The sequence below is a fragment of the Arthrobacter sp. ES3-54 genome, from assembly GCF_029504395.1.
In the GTDB taxonomy this organism is placed as follows: domain Bacteria; phylum Actinomycetota; class Actinomycetes; order Actinomycetales; family Micrococcaceae; genus Arthrobacter.
Map to the genome: position 1 here is coordinate 75605 of NZ_JAQFIF010000001.1, position 14018 is coordinate 89622.

The window sequence follows — 14018 nt, forward strand, 5'->3', positions numbered from 1 at the left end:
CGTTTCATTCGAAATGTCCGTCATCCTGGACGTGCTTGGTCAAGGTGTAGCGTTCGTCAATCACTTGCGCCACGAACAACTGTAGGGCTTGCTCATGCTTGCGGAAGCAGTGAGCGCAGAACAGCAGCTCCCCGCCATTCCGCAGTGTTGGGCTCCATTTGAGGATGACCGCAACATAGGCGCGGGAGGATGCGCACGCATCGCAACGGTGCCCGGCGTTCAAGATTGGGGCTTGGGCTTCTACTACCTGAACGCTCATGGTGACCCCTTGCTCGTGGGCAAAAGAAATGGCCCCCGTCTCCGGAAGCCATTTCTCTACTATCTTTAGAATACAGGACAAATCACTGCCACGCAACAGTGAAACGCAGTGAGTTGGCGGTTACGCGGAAAGGGTATCGCACCTTGCCAGCCATTCATCATGCGTCTCCAGGTATTCAAAGGTGACCGTCGGCTCCGGTTCGGGAACTTCGGTCCCATAGTCGGGGCCACCCCATTCAGTGCCCTCGTAAGCCTCTAGCGCCGCGAGCCCTGCCTTGGCGGCTCGGTAGCGCTCCCACGCTTCTGAAGTCGGCGGCGCCTCGGTGCGGATGGCCTTGCGGGCATACCTCCCATCAGTCCATGCCTTCTCCGTGTAGATCATTTCGCTAGAAAAGACCATCGTTGCGTAGACCTTTTTCATGCCGCTCCATTGATTGGGAATTGTTTGTACCTGTTGATCCTGAGCCCGAGCACGTCCCCGAGCCTGTATGCGGGCGGGATGGGTTTGCCGTTCTCGTCTGTGTCAGGGTTGGCGCGGTCTAGTTTGCCCCGTGTCGCCCATTTGCGTATCTGGTCGGCGGTGATCGTGTACCCGTACTGGGGTGCAGACAGTTTGCGTGAGAGGTCGGCGGCGGTCCCGATGTAGTAGTCTTTGGCGGTTTGCGCGTACGCCGTCCACCTGGCCACCTCGTAACTGAGCCCGCACGTCTTGCACCGGGCCGAATCGGAACCCTTCACCGCGTACAAGTCCGTTTCGCATTCCCCGCATGTCCCGGCGAACACTTTTTGCTCGTGCACGCGGGTGACGTCCTCACACTCCCGCAGCAGCTTGCCCAGCTCGCCCTCAACATCGCCGGCCCAATCCTGCGTGCGCAACTTCCCCATGTGGGTCAGCAGGTAGGACGCGAGCCCTGACGAGTCGCGCCGGGTCGTGTGAATACCTGTGAATCTTGTGAGTCTTGTGCATATCTCCCGCAGGTACTTGTCCAACGCCATGTGCGCATCCAACGCGGTGTCGTTGATCGGCAACGGCGCGTGCAAGGATCCGCTCGAGCTGACACGCTCACCGTACGAGGCTGTCAGGCTGGCCCGCGGAATCGCCGACACCAGATCCTGCACGACGCTGTCCAGCTCGCACAACAGTTGCTCCAGGCGGGCACAGCACGCGTGGCAGAGGTAGATGCCATCGGACGTCTCGGCGCCGCACTTGCACGATGGGCCTGTCGCTTCCGGGATCACTGGCCGTCCTTCCGGCCCGCGTCTGACCATCGCATAACTGCCAGCACCAGCAGGCAGGCAATCAGCACCGTCATGGCCCAAGCCCATAGCGCCTCCGCTAGCGCGTGATCTATAACTTCGCTCATTCCTGACTCCTACAGGGGTTGGTGTTACCGTACACAGCCTTTACCGCTTCGTCTGAAATCATAGCGATTCTCCGTTTCTTGCGATGGCTGTCATAAGTGGGAAGCCTGAACTTGCGCCCTTGAATACGATCACGGCGGATGGGAAAGGGGCATTGTGTGCGGTCGCGGCACCGCTGGCCTTACGCTCCTGGTGGGAAGGGTTGTCGAAGTGGAGACGGCTACGGATAAAGCGAACCTCGGATGCTTTCATAACATAGTCGTGCCAATACTTCGTATCCGTGCGGGACGGGATGAGGCAGACAACGGTAGCGCCGGACTCCGCTGCCTCATATGCCTTCGCAACCCACTTCCCGATTTCCCTGCCGTAGGGCGGGTTCATGAATACGGAGCCGACCCACTCTTGGGCCAGCCCGTCATCGTCCTGCGTGTAGAAGTTCGGGCACTTGGCATTAGCTGCGGACGCGCACGGGTCAAGTGTGAAGTTGAACTCTTCGTCGAGCGTATCGAACAGGTCGAGCGGCGTGGGCCAATCATCCGTGGTCGATGTGAACAAGCCTGCGTTGACAGTTCCCATTCAGTTTCCTTCCAAGATGTGCTTGATGTTGCTGGGGCAGTGGATGCCGTTGCCGCGTTGCAGTTCGATCTCGTACAAAGCTTTGGCGATCCGTTCGCGGGATTCTGACTCACGGGCCAGGAGCGCGTCGTAGTCTGGCATTCGTTGGCTCACAGCCCGCACCTCCCGCATGTCCCGTCAATGTGGCACCCTTCCGCGATGCACTTCCTGCGCCGGCGGGTCTTGATCGCCGCTGACAGTGCCGCGCCGTCACGCTGGATACTGGCCTGATACGCGCGGATGTCCTCGCTCATGACTTCTCCAGCGCGGCGCGGAGGTGAGTGGCTGCCCGGCGATACCCCTGTATCGCTTCGAGCTTGTCCGCCAGCTTCTCCACCCGTTCAATCGCGGCCCGCTGTTCCCGCACCATGGCGAGGAGGGCGGGGATGTCCGTGCGGGCGTGAGCGATGAACTCCGCGTCGGCAATGCAGTCGTCTACTGGGATGCCACGCCCGTCCTTGTGGGCGGCGTGGGCCTCGAACAGCCAGTACGCATCACCCGAGTTCGGGATAGGGGCAATGATCGTGGCTTCCTTCGTGACTTCCCACGGCCCTGTGGTGGCGGCTTGTGCTCGCGATTCGATGGCATCGAGGTCAGCCTCCCCGTCCCCGCCGGCCATGCTGATCAGGTGCTCGCTGTAGTCGCTCATTTGAGTCCGTCCATCCGGTCGAGGCGTGAATACTGCGGGCAAGGGTCGTCGGCGATGATGTGGCGCTCAAACCAGGTACGGAGGCGGCTCATTTTGCGGGCTCCATGTTCTCGGCGATCTTCTGCAAATTTTGGGCCATGCGCTTGATAGCACGCACATCGCGGTAATCGTGGGTGTCTTCGTCCAACGACTCGACTAGGGTTATCAGCTCTTGAAGGATTGTCATGGTGCTCATCTCCATTTCGTGCCCACCGCGCAAGGGTGGGGCGTGTGACTAGTCTACTGCATATGTGCAGTGATTCACAGTGACTTGGTGAACATAAAAATAATGCCGGGTTCACCTTTGCCACCGTGACGGTGATCGGGGCCGGTGACATGCTTCCAGTCGTCGTCCACGAGTAGGCCGGCATCAACGAACCCGTCAACGCATGCTTTCGTGGTGGTGTTGAGGTTGTTCGGGTCGTACCTGCCGGCGCGATCCTTCCAGACGTGCGCCACGATCCGAACTGGGTGATCGAACGCCCATCCTGGTGGGACCGCATCGGCCGCTGCTGCCCGCCACGCCTTCACGCGATTCGCTTTCACCATCCGGTGGAGGCGCTGGTTGCTGTTGATCCACTCATCAGGCTTCGGGACGAAGATTTGCAGGTCGGTCATGCTGCCATCCACCCATCGTGGTTGCCCTCGGCGTCACCCTTGCGAGCCTCGGTGGCCCTGCGGCGCTCATCGTTGCCCTCACGGCGCCCCTGCTCGAACAGTCGGTCCCATTCCTCCGGGTTGCGCTTCCGCCAGCTCAGGGGATGCTTCACGGGCTGCGCAGGGCCCTCGATGGCGCGCTGCCCGGCTTCGCGGGACGCCCGGATAGCCAACGCCCGCTTGCGGATCGTCCCAGGATTCGGGAGGTCCTGATCGTTCGCCCGGTAATGCTCAAGAACCGCCTGCTGAGCCTCGTTGTAAGTCACCGGGGCCAGCGAGTGAGCCCAGATGTCGCGGGCACCCTTCGTGACCTGCACCCGAGGGTCGTGCTGGTTGATCCAAGTGATCAGGGCTACTGTCTCGTCAAGCCGCATATCATGCTCCTAGTTCTAGTTGTCCAGCCATTTCGGCCCTTGTTTCCTGGAGGAGGTCAAAGCCTGCCTGAAGCCTGACCTGCGACCCTGTCTTGGGTTTATTTCCCTGCGCTTTGATCTTTAGAGCCTCGAACTTCTCCCGCAGCTTCGGCAGGGAAAGAATGTTAGACATCCAGAACTCATCCGTTGTCGCGAACCTGGCGACGAACAGAACCTGCTCCGGGGTGTACCCGTCCTTGTCGATCAGGAGCCTCGCCGCTGTCCGCCATGACTCTCCGGGCTTGTGCTTTACGTCGTTGGCTGTGAGTAGTTCGGAGAAGCCTTGAATGACCTGATCAATGTCGGGCCGCGGGATCTTCGGGGAAGAAGCTTTAGCTTCTTCTTCTCTCTCTCTTTCTCTCTCTCTAGCCATTGCGATTTCGGAAGAATCGCATTGCGGATCGCTATGCGATTCGTATGCGGTTCGCATGCGATCCGCATTGGGTACCGCATTTTTGTTCCATCTGGCGGCGGCCCCCTTCTTGCCGGCCTCCACGCTGCGCTTCACGCCCTCGGATGTGCGGTTGTGTTCGGTGTAGTCGTGGACGTAGACCTTGCCTTCTTCGACCTCGGGGCAGAACTGGCATTCGTGGCCTGGGATGTGCCACAGCCCCTTGTCGATGAGGAGCCTTGTATCAGCCGCTGAGCCGCCTACTTTGCGCTGCATGGGGCCTGATGCGATAACCCCGTCCGTGAGGTGCTGGGCGCAGTACAGGACCGACGCTGCGTGCATCAGGACCGCAGTAGGGGACTCGTCAAGAACATCCATGATCTTCGGGTTGTCTAGGTAGCCGACGTCAAACTGGGCGAATGCTCTCTTGTCAGCCATTCGCTGTAGTCCCCTCAGTGATTTGCAGTGACTCAGTACTCATGCCGCAGCCCTTCCCTGATGTTCGAATGCGGCGAGCATGTCTGTCAGCGCCGCGATGGCCTGCTGGGGTACGACTCCGTTTCCGCAGGCTTTGATCTGTTCCTGCCAGGAGATACCAATTGCCGGATCAGTAACCCATCCATCAGGCAGGCCCATCATCCACTCGGTGAAGCGGGGGCTTAGGCGGTGTCCACCGTTGCGTCCTGTGGGTTCGGTAGGGGCAGGGGCACGTCTTCCCATAACTGCTTCGTGGCGGGCGATGGCTTCGGCGTAGACGTCCCAGTTGGTAGAAGTGAGATCACTGTCCGCAGGTTGTCCCCGCCAGTCTTGTTCGGCCCGTTCCCCGGCCCCGTAGTTTCCGATGTCGTTACGGTCGGCAGTAGTCGCGGCTGATTCAGGTCGTATAGGTCGCGTATCTGATTCGTTAGGAATGGCTGCCCGGTTTGCGCCCGCTTCGCGGATCCCTGCTGGAAGGTCGCCTTTGCGCCTTCGGAGGCGACGGGGGTGAGCAGCCAGGACGAAGACGCGGTATCGAGGGTGGCAGGCTCCCACGTCGGCAGCTCGTAGGCCACGCCATTCCGCATCGAACCCGAGGTCGGCCAGACTTCCAAGTAGACGCCCAAGTGCTCGCAGAACAACCCTTCCGTCTCCGGTGTCTCCCATACATCCCGGGCACTGTTCCAGATCGCTGTCGGCCGTGGCACTATATGCCCCCCTTACGTTTTCCCAGACGACGTAGTCCGGTTGGATGATTTCGACGGCGCGGAGGAATTCCACGGCGAGGTTGGAGCGGCTGCCTTCGGTCATGCCGCGGCGCCGCCCCGATGTGGAGAGGTCCTGGCATGGGGTGCCTCCTGCGAGGATCTCGACTGGCTCGACCGCTGCCCAGTCGATTTTTGTCATGTCGCCGTGGTTGGGGATGCCCGGGTAGTTGTGGGCGAGGATCCTAGATGGGGCTTCTTCGAACTCTGAGAACCAAGCAGTACGAGAGCCGAAGACTTGCTCCACCGCTTTGCCGAGCCCGTTGTATCCGGCGCAGACTTCTGCGCTCCGGATCCTCACGCCGCCGCCCAGTATTCTTCGCCGATGAGGCGGTGGTACACGTCGAGGCGTCCCCACTTTTGCAGGCGTGTGCGGAGGGAGCCTTCGCGGCCTGCGTAGCCAATGGCTTTGAGGATGTAGCCTGTGCCCTGGTTGAGACTGAGCATCCATTCAATCTCGGCGATGACCTCGGCGGCTGTGGGCAGCGTGGGGGCTGTCTTGGTGTATTTGCGGCAGCGGGCTGTCCAGGCTTCTTTGCAGGGCTGGCACCGTTCCTCTACACGTTTGGTGTGGGCCCGGTAGCCGTTCTCGGTGCCGCAGATGTCGCGGTAAACGGTGGGGTTCTTCATTTGGTGGTCCTTTGGATCTTGTGCGCTTCTTTGCGGGCCTTGTCTGCTTGCCGGCGCTGGGCTTTGCGTTCCTCCGTGGCCGCGCTCATGCGTCGAAGTGGGGGAAGGTTGCGAAGCGGAGAATGGTGGCCCGGCGGCTAAACAGGAGCGTTGGGTTGCCGGTCATGGTCTGGTTTGCTTCGCCATGCGATGCCCACCATTCCGCCGCCAGCTCAGCATCCGTGAACCGCTTGTCTACGGCGACGATGGCGTAAGGGGTAAACGATCCACCAACGCGGTAGACGGGCTGACCGTTGCCGGGGTGCTTCTCGAAGATTTGCAGGGGCATCATGCGGCCTTCTTCCCGGCGTCGTAGGCGGCGGCTTCTGCTGCGGCCTTGCGGAGTCCTGCGGGTCCGCCGTGGATGGGTCGAGGCATCTTGGCGATGCGGACCGCGTTAGCTTCCCAGTACTCCCACGCCTCGTCGGTCGGCTCGTAGGTGGCTTTCATCTTCAGCTTGTTCTTCGCGTAGGAGATCCGGGCCAGCTCGCGGTGCTTCTCCTGGATCGCCTCGTCAATCTGCCGCTCGATCTCGCGGTATTCCTTCAGCTTCTTGTTCAGGTCTTTGATGTTCGACACGCCCGGCAGGTAGTTGCTCATTTCCAGCACCGCCGGAACTCGGTGTCCATGTGGTCGCACGGGGAGTGGGGGCAGGCGGCCCATGACGTTAGCGGGTGTTCGACGGTATGCCATTTTGCGAGTGCGGCCATGTTGTCCGCCACGGTGAGATGAAACTTGCTCAAAGCGTCCTCCTTGGGGGTCCAGGCGCCCCCTTTCGGGGGCGCCTACTGGGTTGATGCAGTGAAATGCAGTGACTTGGTGCTGATGCTAAAAGGGCCTAGAACGGCGGTTCCTTGTCGGGGCCGTTGCCCCACGCCGGCTGCTGGGGTGCCGCTGCCCACTGGTTCTGCTGTGCGGGCTGCTGAGCCTGCTGGCCCTGTCCCTGCTGCGGGTTGCGGGGGACGAGCCCGACCGAGTCGGCGACCACGTCGAGGGATTCGCGCTTCTCGCCGTTGTGCTCGTATTCGCGGGTGGACATGCGGCCAGTGACGATGACCTTGCCCTTGCCTCCCTGCGCTGCGATCTGCGCGTCCAATGCTTCGGCAGTGTAGCCGAACAGGGTCACGTTGAACCAGGTGGTCCCGCCGTCCACGTACTGCCCGGACTGATCCTTGACGCGGGCGGTTTCGGCCGCGGAGAACGACAGGCGGGGCTTGCCGTCATTGCTGAACTTCAGGCCCTGAGACTTGCCAATGTTGCCGGTAAAAGTGATGGTGCTCATTTTTATGCTGCTTCTTTCGTGGAGTGGGTGTATTTCTTGAGGTTGTCGGGGTGGAATCCTTGCCAGTGGATTTCGGTTTCGGGATCCCCGGTGGAGACGATTACGACGGGTGCTGCGATGTAGCCGAGTTCCTTGACCGCGGCGAGGTCCGCCGGGTCCTCGGTTACGTCCTTGACGGTGTAGGTCACGTCGTTCTTGTCGAGCCACCGCTTAGTGGCGCGGCACGGCTGGCAGCCTGGGGATGTGTAGAGGGTGACGATGCGGGGCACTTACTGTCCTTCGGTTGGTGTGGCGAGGGCTTTGATGGCGTTGAGGGTGTCGGCGGGTTCGCCGGCTTGCTGTGCTGCGGTGTAGAGCGCCCGGAGTAGTGCAATGTCATCGCCTGCCGCGTTCGCTTCGGCCAGGAAGTCGCGGGCAGTGGGGGCGGGCAGTGGTGCGACGGTGAAGTTCTTGCGCTTGCCACGGGTTGCGGTGAGTGCGATGGTTAGCGGCTTGTCGATGTGGGAGAGGTGGCTGATTTCGATGCCGCCGACCTTGTCACGCCCGAACGTGATTTCGGGGTTGCGGACCAGGGTGAGACGGTGCCCGGCGTATGTGCTGGCTTCGGCACCCCACGCGCTGACCATGACCCGACGCATGCTCTTGGACGGTCGGTAGGCGCGTCCGGGGAACTCCACGAGGTGGACATCGACGGGCTGCTCGGGTGTGCCCTTAGCGACCTCGGCAATGGTCACAGTCACAGGGCCTGCCATCAGATCATCGGCGTTGAGTTGGTCAGATTTCGGGGCGATGCTTTCGGTCAAGTCCATCTCAGAACCTCATCTCTTCGTAGTGGTTGATGCGCTCGGTGGTGGGTAGCCCGGCGACGGAATCCTGGTAGTTGGCGACCATGAGTGCGGCGGCGTCTTCGAAGGCTTCGACGGCTTCCTTGATCGCAAGGTGCCAGCGAATGTCCGGGTACACGCGCTTGACGTAGAGGGGCATTCCGCCGCAGTAGCTCACGTAGTCGATCCATTCGCGGCCCGACACCATGAGCCCCGCCTGACACTGCGCCATGTTCGCAAGCGGTACTTCGTCGGCGAGGATTGTGGAGAGTTGGATCTTCTGGTTGCGGGACTTGATTTCAATCAAACCGTCATCGCCCACGAGTCCGTCGGGGGAGTAGCCCAGCTTGAATCCCCAGTCGTCGCGGACCATGAAACCAACCTCGGTGGCGGGCGCGAAGTTCTCGCTGTAGATTTCTCGGGCGTAGGGCTCATCCAGGGTCCCGCGTTCCATGGCTGCATTCGCCTGGATGGGTTCGACGTGGCCGGTGATGCGTTCGGCGGCGAGTGTTGCGGTCAGGCTGCGTGACGTGTCATTCACTGCCGGCTTGATCGTTTTGGGGGTGATGAGCTGCCCAACCACGGACGCGGTAACAATGCCGCACCTCGCAGCAAGCCACTCGTCCGTGCCCTGCTCAAGGTCGTTGAATACTTGCAGGCTCATAATGCCTTCTTTCGTAGGTTCTGATTCTATCCTGTTTCACTGACTTTTTGCAGTGATTCACAGTGAGTCGCCGGGCAAAGTTATTCGATGTCGTTCAGGTCGAGGGGGGTGGTCATGGCGTCGTCTGTGCGGCGCGGGCAGTTGTCGGGGCATCGGCGTAGCTGGTCAAGTTCCCGGAACGCTGCCTGCTCGGTGGGGTCGTTAGGGTCCGGGGTCATGTGCGGGCCTCCATCAGCTTGTTTACCTGACGGACCACGTCAGCATTTGCCGCAGTTCCCTCGTGCCATTCGTTCAGAATTTTTTGGATTCCAGACAGCACCTCAATGTTGTTCACAGAACACCACCCATGATGACGCCTACGAGATCCGGCGCGAACTTGTCGAGGTACCGCAACGCCAGCCGTTCCTCCTCCAGGTTCCGCGGGACGTGATTGAGTACGGCCTGCTTGCTGAAGGTGCGGACCTGCTGGACGTTGCTGTTCTGGGGGTGCTGGGCGTTCATTTTGTCTCCTCGGTGTATGCGTCGTGGTGGCTGCGGTCGTTGCATGCCGGGTCGGGGTCTGAGTAGTAGGTCCAGATGTTGCCGGTCAGTTCGCGGCGGATTCGGCAACTCTCGAGGTGCGCCATTACTTCCTCCTGGCCGGTTGGGTGATGAGGCGGGCCGACTCGATGCCGAAGTAGATGGCCCCTAGGAGGAGGATCAGGGCACTCATGCGCTGACCTTTTCTTCTGCTCGGGCGAACGGTTCGGCGCAGGCCAACAGTTCGGTGATGCTGTCGTTGATCTGCTTGGTGACGCGTTCGGTGAGTTCGAGGGTGTTGTCGATGGTGCCGGCGTTGTTGACGACAAGGTCGGGGTGGGTTCCGCACTCGACAGACTCGAGCTCCTCAAAGTCGGTGATGAGCTGGTTCAGGTCGGCGCCGTTCACCCTTGCCCCGATAGCCGCGTTCATTGCGGCCTGCGTACGGCGTGCCCGTGCGATCCAGGAATAAGACGACTCGTCCCATTCGGTTTCCGTGACGTGCTGCTTTGCGTAATGCCGCACCAGCCAGCGGGCGTGCATGTTCGATGCGGGGATCATGATTCCTCCGGGATGTAGAGGGCGGTGGCGGGGAGGGTGATGTCGATGCTGGGGAAGTCGAACTGCTCGTTTGTGGTGACCCACCACGAGGTCGGGCCGACCCTGATCTCGTCTTTGACGTAGAGCGAATAGCTCTCGGTGCGGACGATAGAGCCTTCGGGCAGCGCGTCCAGTTCTTCTACCGTGGTGATGGTGTGGGGCTTCGAGTAGCCCGCGGCGAGGATGGCGTCGGCCATTGCATAGACGTATTCGGTTAGCCGAGGTTCTTTCTTCGAGTGCTCCCATTCGGACCACGGCGCTACTGCCTTGCTGTTGTCGGTTGTGAACAGCAGCGCGGCGATATCCTCCCGGGCGCTCATTTGCGGTATCCCTTGGTGAGGTCTACGCGCTTGCCGGTTGCGACGGCTCCGAGCTGGCGGATGTCGGCGCTGAACCGTTCGGCGGTCCAGGTGTCGCGGTGCTTAGCGGTGCTCATTTCGTTTCTCCTTCGATTGCTGCTCGGATTTCGGTTACCCAGTACTCTTGTGCCGCGCCGTCTTCGGTTTGGATGAATACTTTGTCTGGGCTGATTCGGGTGATGATGATCGGGGCTGTACCTGTCGTGGATCTGACCGTGGTACTCATCCCCATCACGCGGCTTCTGCGTTCATCTGTTTCTCCTGGCCCGGGTCCCGACGTTGGGCCGGGTCACTGGTGGTGCGGGTCGTTTTGTCATGAGTTCGAGGATTTGTTCGACGTGTGTTTCGCGGAAGCGGATGATGCCGTTCGCAGTGGTCCTCATGTGCGGCCATTCGTAGAGGCGGTTGTAGATGACCGTTGGCGTGGTCTGGAGCATCCCGGCAAGTTCCTGCACTGTGATGAACCGCTCATCAAAAACACTCATGCTGCTTGAAGCAGCTCTTCGTGGTCGAAGCGCTTGATTGCGAGCGGGGTGATTTCGAGGAGGTCGGCAACCTTGGAGAGGAGGCGATCCTGAAGCGGCTTGAAGCCGGCCTCAATAAGGCTGATGTACTGGCGGGATACGTCTAGCTCTTTGGCTAGACCTTCCTGCGTGTATCCGTAGCGTTCGCGGAGGGTGAAGAGAGTCCGACCAACTCGGACCATCTCGGGGTCTTTGGGAGCCTTGCTGGCTTTCACTGTTTGCATGCCCCCATCATGCAGTAGCACGCAGTTACCTGTCAACTATTTAGGCAGTAGCATCCAGTGACTCCACGTAATTCCGCGTGATTCCGCGGAAAAATAGCCCGCTTTCGAACATAAATTCGACTGCGAAAAACCCTGTGCTACTGGATTTAGTCCAGTAGTATCAATTAAAAATCTTTTGCTGCTACTGGGGGCGGCGTGTTTGAGTTTCGACATGAGCAGGGTCTCGGCAGGCATCTAAGTCCAGAGCCAGTCCCACCAGCAGTAACAAGAGTCGCCATTGAGCCGGCGGCGGAACAGAGGTTTTGATGAGTGCAGTACAGAGCGAACGTGATTACGGCCAGGATGCGATGATGCGGCGGCTTGGTCTTCTGGCCAAGCAGCGGCGCGAGGAGCTTGGCTTGGGCCGGGTCGCCTTCGCAGAGCTGGCGGGCCTTGGGTCTGACAGCACTGTTCAGCAGTTTGAGTTTGCCCAGCGGTGGCCGCGCCCTCAGACTCTCCGCAAGCTCGAGGTGGCCCTTGGGTGGCGCAATCAGGTCATTGATGCGTTGACGGAGGATCCGAACCGGGCCGCGTCGTCTGTCACGTTCGCGGACTTGGACAAGCCCGCTGAGCAGCCTGCCCCGCGCCCGCTGTCGGCGTTCTCCACGGCTGAATTGATGCGTGAGGTCGCTACCCGCATGGAGGCGTTGCAGGCCGGCCTGGGGGCATCCACGGAGCAGCACCACTACGACCTTGCCGCCTCGGATGATCACGTTGAGGGCGAAGACGACCGGGACTAGGTGACGCGAAACACGGCAACAAAAGTTGACCTACTAGGGTCTTTCGGCCCTGACCTGCATCGTTACAGCCGTGTTACCGAAACCTCACATTTCGGTAATGAATTTGTGACACCTGTTATCAGGTTTTTGGTAATTACTGTCGGACAGCAACCTTACAGTTGACCCATCAAGTGCCGTTGGGGCCTTGGGTATAACAAGTGTGGGGTTGTTGTGGTTGAAGTTGTGTTTGGTCGTTTGCCTGAAGGTGTTCACGGGTACACGGACGGGTCCAGGATCTTTGTTGATGATCGTCTGACGGCGGCGCAGTTGTTGTGCACGCTCGTTCATGAGGGCATCCATATTGAGCGGGGGCATGGGACTAGGCAGCTCGAGGCTGTTGAGATGGGTGTCCGCTATGAGACTGCCCGGCGCCTGTTGCCTGTGGATCGGATCGCGGGGGCTTGCAAGTCTGGGAAGCTGTCCGAGATAGCTAAGGGGCTCGGGGTGACTAAGCGGGTACTCATGGACCGGGCCGCCACGTTGACCGACCAGGAAGCGTCCGACGCCGGCTGCTGGGACTGCCAACTCTGCCCCGCGATCCAGATGCGGGCCGGGCGGATGGTCGCCGCCCAGAACTAACAAAAGCGCCCCCACTCAATGGAGAGTGGAGGCGCTTTTTTTGTGGGCGCATTATCTAAATGTCGTTTAAGTCTCTATGCAAACGGCGCAACCTGTTCTAGACCAGACGCCGGACCCCACTGGCAAGTTTAAGGGCTAATGCTTTGCTTGGCTAGCAATAAGGTACGGGGCTGCGGCTTCGAGGGCCTGTTTTGCTCTTTTCAACTCATGCACTTTATGCGCTTGGCCAAGTACGGAGTCGCCCAGATGCTCCCAAGGAACAGGTTCATCGTCCCCAAATAACTCCACGGGCTTCACTCCATATGCTGCCTTCGCCGCCGCCTCAACCGCAGCTTCCGGGATCACTTGGTTCTCGCTCATGCTGCGTCCTGTCTGTCGATTCTTGCTTGAATGAGTGGCAAATACTCGGCTTCGCGTTCGATGGCGATGCAGTGGAACCCTTCGAGGATGCACGCCTCAACCGTAGCGCCCGAACCGGCGAAAGGCTCCAGGACCGTCCCGCCCTCGGGGGTGACGAGGCGGACCAGCCAGCGCATCAGTGCTAGGGGCTTCACGGTTGGATGCGCGACGCCGTCAACGACCGGGCGTTCCTTCTTCGGGGCCTTCGCCACGTAGAAGAACCGAGACGCGCCGCCTGAATCCATGCGCTGCTGTGTCAAGTCTTGCTGACCGGCGAACTTGCCGTATGCGGTTCGGTCATCGTCGGCGTTGCGAACCCGGGGCCGGTTGCCCGCGGCGAGCACCCCACTCTGCCCGTCGAGCACCCCGGCCATGTGCTCATCGAGGACCACGTTAGCCGGCCAACGACCGCCATTGTCCGTCACCTCGCCAGTCGGAACGTTTCCCGCCCATTGGCCCCGGTCATCGCCGAAACTTCGGGTGTGGACAGTTCGCCCGCCGCTAGTCCCGATCCTGCACGCGTCGATGTTGAGCGCCCCGGTGCCGTGGATGGCTTCGTTGGCGGTCAGTGATCCCTTGAACGGCTTGCGGGCCATGACGACGGGCTCAAAGGCGGGCTTGAGAGCGGCCCGGTGTTTAGGGAACCCGCTGCCGTACATCCAGGCGATGCTGTCCCGAATCTCGAACCCGGCATCTTCGACAGCGACAGCGAGCCGGTGCCATGTGCGTGACCCGCCGAACGCGAGTAGGTGCCCGCCCGGCTTCAGCACCCGCAGGCATTCCTCGGCCCAGTCCTGACCCGGCGGCAGCGCATCCCACGCCTTCCCCATGAAACCCAGCCCATACGGCGGATCCGTCACGATGCTGTCCACGGAGTTGTCGGGGAGCATCTTCATTATTTCGAGGCAGTCGCCATGCACTATACGGGGAGC

At 60.6% G+C, this 14018-nt stretch carries 31 protein-coding genes; 2 read left to right on the forward strand and 29 right to left on the reverse strand.

Features of this window, described 5'->3' with window-relative positions; all coding sequences use genetic code 11:
* Positions 1-4: 4 nt before the first annotated feature.
* The 26 genes from M2428_RS00380 to M2428_RS00505 all read right to left on the reverse strand — a co-directional run bounded on the left by M2428_RS00380 (position 5) and on the right by M2428_RS00505 (position 11290).
* Complete coding sequence (locus M2428_RS00380) at positions 5-259, reverse strand: hypothetical protein (RefSeq protein ID WP_277522456.1); 255 nt, start codon at positions 257-259, stop codon at positions 5-7.
* 120 nt (positions 260-379) lie between these two features.
* Positions 380-679: a hypothetical protein gene (locus M2428_RS00385; protein ID WP_277522458.1), complete on the reverse strand. Its 300-nt coding sequence runs from the start codon at positions 677-679 to the stop codon at positions 380-382.
* Entirely contained in the window at positions 676-1497 is an 822-nt protein-coding gene (locus tag M2428_RS00390) for a hypothetical protein (protein WP_277522459.1), read from the reverse strand. Before M2428_RS00390 ends, M2428_RS00385 begins: the two co-directional genes overlap by 4 nt.
* Positions 1494-1622, reverse strand: coding sequence for a hypothetical protein (locus M2428_RS00395; RefSeq protein WP_277522461.1), 129 nt, complete (start codon positions 1620-1622; stop codon positions 1494-1496). The genes M2428_RS00390 and M2428_RS00395 overlap by 4 nt, the downstream gene beginning before the upstream one ends.
* A gap of 58 nt (positions 1623-1680) precedes the next feature.
* Positions 1681-2196, reverse strand: a complete 516-nt coding sequence (locus M2428_RS00400) for a DNA N-6-adenine-methyltransferase (RefSeq protein WP_277522463.1) — start codon at positions 2194-2196, stop codon at positions 1681-1683.
* A complete protein-coding gene (locus M2428_RS00405) occupies positions 2197-2349 on the reverse strand; it encodes a hypothetical protein (RefSeq protein WP_277522466.1) in 153 nt (50 codons plus the stop codon). It lies immediately after the preceding gene.
* Between the two features lie 136 nt (positions 2350-2485).
* Positions 2486-2884, reverse strand: coding sequence for a hypothetical protein (locus M2428_RS00410; RefSeq protein ID WP_277522468.1), 399 nt, complete (start codon positions 2882-2884; stop codon positions 2486-2488).
* An 88-nt stretch (positions 2885-2972) separates the two neighbouring features.
* Positions 2973-3119, reverse strand: coding sequence for a hypothetical protein (locus tag M2428_RS00415; RefSeq protein WP_277522469.1), 147 nt, complete (start codon positions 3117-3119; stop codon positions 2973-2975).
* Positions 3120-3184: 65 nt separating this feature from the next.
* Entirely contained in the window at positions 3185-3541 is a 357-nt protein-coding gene (locus tag M2428_RS00420) for a hypothetical protein (protein ID WP_277522471.1), read from the reverse strand.
* Positions 3538-3954, reverse strand: a complete 417-nt coding sequence (locus M2428_RS00425) for a hypothetical protein (RefSeq protein ID WP_277522473.1) — start codon at positions 3952-3954, stop codon at positions 3538-3540. Before M2428_RS00425 ends, M2428_RS00420 begins: the two co-directional genes overlap by 4 nt.
* A gap of 1 nt (position 3955) precedes the next feature.
* Complete coding sequence (locus tag M2428_RS00430; protein WP_277522475.1) at positions 3956-4822, reverse strand: hypothetical protein; 867 nt, start codon at positions 4820-4822, stop codon at positions 3956-3958.
* Between the two features lie 39 nt (positions 4823-4861).
* On the reverse strand, positions 4862-5983 hold the full coding sequence (locus M2428_RS00435; protein WP_277522478.1) for a DNA cytosine methyltransferase: 1122 nt from the start codon (positions 5981-5983) through the stop codon (positions 4862-4864).
* Positions 5923-6255: a hypothetical protein gene (locus M2428_RS00440; protein ID WP_277522480.1), complete on the reverse strand. Its 333-nt coding sequence runs from the start codon at positions 6253-6255 to the stop codon at positions 5923-5925. The genes M2428_RS00435 and M2428_RS00440 overlap by 61 nt, the downstream gene beginning before the upstream one ends.
* Positions 6256-6340: 85 nt before the next feature.
* A complete protein-coding gene (locus tag M2428_RS00445) occupies positions 6341-6586 on the reverse strand; it encodes a hypothetical protein (RefSeq protein ID WP_277522482.1) in 246 nt (81 codons plus the stop codon).
* A complete protein-coding gene (locus M2428_RS00450; RefSeq protein WP_277522484.1) occupies positions 6583-6894 on the reverse strand; it encodes a hypothetical protein in 312 nt (103 codons plus the stop codon). The genes M2428_RS00445 and M2428_RS00450 overlap by 4 nt, the downstream gene beginning before the upstream one ends.
* 238 nt (positions 6895-7132) lie before the next feature.
* Entirely contained in the window at positions 7133-7576 is a 444-nt protein-coding gene (locus M2428_RS00455) for a single-stranded DNA-binding protein (RefSeq protein ID WP_277522485.1), read from the reverse strand.
* A gap of 2 nt (positions 7577-7578) precedes the next feature.
* On the reverse strand, positions 7579-7845 hold the full coding sequence (locus M2428_RS00460; RefSeq protein WP_277522486.1) for a glutaredoxin domain-containing protein: 267 nt from the start codon (positions 7843-7845) through the stop codon (positions 7579-7581).
* Positions 7846-8385 carry a hypothetical protein gene (locus M2428_RS00465; RefSeq protein WP_277522487.1) on the reverse strand — a complete coding sequence of 180 codons (540 nt, stop codon included), beginning with the start codon at positions 8383-8385 and terminating at the stop codon, positions 7846-7848.
* A gap of 1 nt (position 8386) precedes the next feature.
* On the reverse strand, positions 8387-9064 hold the full coding sequence (locus M2428_RS00470; RefSeq protein WP_277522488.1) for a lambda exonuclease family protein: 678 nt from the start codon (positions 9062-9064) through the stop codon (positions 8387-8389).
* 80 nt (positions 9065-9144) lie between these two features.
* Positions 9145-9282: a hypothetical protein gene (locus M2428_RS00475; protein ID WP_277522489.1), complete on the reverse strand. Its 138-nt coding sequence runs from the start codon at positions 9280-9282 to the stop codon at positions 9145-9147.
* A gap of 112 nt (positions 9283-9394) precedes the next feature.
* Complete coding sequence (locus M2428_RS00480; RefSeq protein ID WP_277522491.1) at positions 9395-9565, reverse strand: hypothetical protein; 171 nt, start codon at positions 9563-9565, stop codon at positions 9395-9397.
* On the reverse strand, positions 9562-9690 hold the full coding sequence (locus M2428_RS00485; RefSeq protein ID WP_277522493.1) for a hypothetical protein: 129 nt from the start codon (positions 9688-9690) through the stop codon (positions 9562-9564). The genes M2428_RS00480 and M2428_RS00485 overlap by 4 nt, the downstream gene beginning before the upstream one ends.
* Before the next feature lie 82 nt (positions 9691-9772).
* Entirely contained in the window at positions 9773-10144 is a 372-nt protein-coding gene (locus M2428_RS00490; RefSeq protein ID WP_277522495.1) for a hypothetical protein, read from the reverse strand.
* Complete coding sequence (locus M2428_RS00495; RefSeq protein ID WP_277522497.1) at positions 10141-10503, reverse strand: hypothetical protein; 363 nt, start codon at positions 10501-10503, stop codon at positions 10141-10143. The genes M2428_RS00490 and M2428_RS00495 overlap by 4 nt, the downstream gene beginning before the upstream one ends.
* A 287-nt stretch (positions 10504-10790) precedes the next feature.
* Complete coding sequence (locus M2428_RS00500; protein WP_277522499.1) at positions 10791-11027, reverse strand: hypothetical protein; 237 nt, start codon at positions 11025-11027, stop codon at positions 10791-10793.
* A complete protein-coding gene (locus tag M2428_RS00505) occupies positions 11024-11290 on the reverse strand; it encodes a helix-turn-helix transcriptional regulator (protein ID WP_277522502.1) in 267 nt (88 codons plus the stop codon). Before M2428_RS00505 ends, M2428_RS00500 begins: the two co-directional genes overlap by 4 nt.
* A gap of 305 nt (positions 11291-11595) precedes the next feature.
* Between M2428_RS00505 and M2428_RS00510 the strand changes: the two genes are divergently transcribed.
* Positions 11596-12069: a helix-turn-helix transcriptional regulator gene (locus M2428_RS00510; RefSeq protein ID WP_277522503.1), complete on the forward strand. Its 474-nt coding sequence runs from the start codon at positions 11596-11598 to the stop codon at positions 12067-12069.
* Positions 12070-12153: 84 nt separating this feature from the next.
* Here the strand turns inward: M2428_RS00510 and M2428_RS00515 are convergent, their stop codons facing one another.
* Positions 12154-12396, reverse strand: a complete 243-nt coding sequence (locus tag M2428_RS00515) for a hypothetical protein (RefSeq protein WP_277522505.1) — start codon at positions 12394-12396, stop codon at positions 12154-12156.
* 156 nt (positions 12397-12552) lie between these two features.
* Here M2428_RS00515 and M2428_RS00520 point away from each other — a divergent pair, with 156 nt between their 5' ends.
* Entirely contained in the window at positions 12553-12687 is a 135-nt protein-coding gene (locus tag M2428_RS00520) for a hypothetical protein (protein WP_277522507.1), read from the forward strand.
* A 135-nt stretch (positions 12688-12822) separates the two neighbouring features.
* Here M2428_RS00520 and M2428_RS00525 read toward each other — a convergent pair whose 3' ends face one another.
* A complete protein-coding gene (locus tag M2428_RS00525; RefSeq protein WP_277522510.1) occupies positions 12823-13047 on the reverse strand; it encodes a hypothetical protein in 225 nt (74 codons plus the stop codon).
* Positions 13044-13958, reverse strand: a complete 915-nt coding sequence (locus M2428_RS00530) for a site-specific DNA-methyltransferase (RefSeq protein ID WP_277522512.1) — start codon at positions 13956-13958, stop codon at positions 13044-13046. The genes M2428_RS00525 and M2428_RS00530 overlap by 4 nt, the downstream gene beginning before the upstream one ends.
* Positions 13959-14018 lie beyond the last annotated feature (60 nt).

What these genes read in the sequence shown, in the direction of transcription:
- M2428_RS00380 (WP_277522456.1), bottom strand. Translation starts at nt 259, where the DNA reads ATGAGCGTTCAGGTAGTAGAAGCCCAAGCCCCAATCTTGAACGCCGGG.
- M2428_RS00385 (WP_277522458.1), bottom strand. Translation starts at nt 679, where the DNA reads ATGAAAAAGGTCTACGCAACGATGGTCTTTTCTAGCGAAATGATCTAC.
- M2428_RS00395 (WP_277522461.1), bottom strand. Translation starts at nt 1,622, where the DNA reads ATGAGCGAAGTTATAGATCACGCGCTAGCGGAGGCGCTATGGGCTTGG.
- M2428_RS00400 (WP_277522463.1), bottom strand. Translation starts at nt 2,196, where the DNA reads ATGGGAACTGTCAACGCAGGCTTGTTCACATCGACCACGGATGATTGG.
- M2428_RS00410 (WP_277522468.1), bottom strand. Translation starts at nt 2,884, where the DNA reads ATGAGCGACTACAGCGAGCACCTGATCAGCATGGCCGGCGGGGACGGG.
- M2428_RS00415 (WP_277522469.1), bottom strand. Translation starts at nt 3,119, where the DNA reads ATGAGCACCATGACAATCCTTCAAGAGCTGATAACCCTAGTCGAGTCG.
- M2428_RS00420 (WP_277522471.1), bottom strand. Translation starts at nt 3,541, where the DNA reads ATGACCGACCTGCAAATCTTCGTCCCGAAGCCTGATGAGTGGATCAAC.
- M2428_RS00425 (WP_277522473.1), bottom strand. Translation starts at nt 3,954, where the DNA reads ATGCGGCTTGACGAGACAGTAGCCCTGATCACTTGGATCAACCAGCAC.
- M2428_RS00430 (WP_277522475.1), bottom strand. Translation starts at nt 4,822, where the DNA reads ATGGCTGACAAGAGAGCATTCGCCCAGTTTGACGTCGGCTACCTAGAC.
- M2428_RS00440 (WP_277522480.1), bottom strand. Translation starts at nt 6,255, where the DNA reads ATGAAGAACCCCACCGTTTACCGCGACATCTGCGGCACCGAGAACGGC.
- M2428_RS00445 (WP_277522482.1), bottom strand. Translation starts at nt 6,586, where the DNA reads ATGATGCCCCTGCAAATCTTCGAGAAGCACCCCGGCAACGGTCAGCCC.
- M2428_RS00450 (WP_277522484.1), bottom strand. Translation starts at nt 6,894, where the DNA reads ATGAGCAACTACCTGCCGGGCGTGTCGAACATCAAAGACCTGAACAAG.
- M2428_RS00455 (WP_277522485.1), bottom strand. Translation starts at nt 7,576, where the DNA reads ATGAGCACCATCACTTTTACCGGCAACATTGGCAAGTCTCAGGGCCTG.
- M2428_RS00465 (WP_277522487.1), bottom strand. Translation starts at nt 8,385, where the DNA reads ATGGACTTGACCGAAAGCATCGCCCCGAAATCTGACCAACTCAACGCC.
- M2428_RS00470 (WP_277522488.1), bottom strand. Translation starts at nt 9,064, where the DNA reads ATGAGCCTGCAAGTATTCAACGACCTTGAGCAGGGCACGGACGAGTGG.
- M2428_RS00475 (WP_277522489.1), bottom strand. Translation starts at nt 9,282, where the DNA reads ATGACCCCGGACCCTAACGACCCCACCGAGCAGGCAGCGTTCCGGGAA.
- M2428_RS00480 (WP_277522491.1), bottom strand. Translation starts at nt 9,565, where the DNA reads ATGAACGCCCAGCACCCCCAGAACAGCAACGTCCAGCAGGTCCGCACC.
- M2428_RS00485 (WP_277522493.1), bottom strand. Translation starts at nt 9,690, where the DNA reads ATGGCGCACCTCGAGAGTTGCCGAATCCGCCGCGAACTGACCGGCAAC.
- M2428_RS00490 (WP_277522495.1), bottom strand. Translation starts at nt 10,144, where the DNA reads ATGATCCCCGCATCGAACATGCACGCCCGCTGGCTGGTGCGGCATTAC.
- M2428_RS00495 (WP_277522497.1), bottom strand. Translation starts at nt 10,503, where the DNA reads ATGAGCGCCCGGGAGGATATCGCCGCGCTGCTGTTCACAACCGACAAC.
- M2428_RS00500 (WP_277522499.1), bottom strand. Translation starts at nt 11,027, where the DNA reads ATGAGTGTTTTTGATGAGCGGTTCATCACAGTGCAGGAACTTGCCGGG.
- M2428_RS00505 (WP_277522502.1), bottom strand. Translation starts at nt 11,290, where the DNA reads ATGCAAACAGTGAAAGCCAGCAAGGCTCCCAAAGACCCCGAGATGGTC.
- M2428_RS00510 (WP_277522503.1), top strand. Translation starts at nt 11,596, where the DNA reads ATGAGTGCAGTACAGAGCGAACGTGATTACGGCCAGGATGCGATGATG.
- M2428_RS00515 (WP_277522505.1), bottom strand. Translation starts at nt 12,396, where the DNA reads ATGAACGAGCGTGCACAACAACTGCGCCGCCGTCAGACGATCATCAAC.
- M2428_RS00525 (WP_277522510.1), bottom strand. Translation starts at nt 13,047, where the DNA reads ATGAGCGAGAACCAAGTGATCCCGGAAGCTGCGGTTGAGGCGGCGGCG.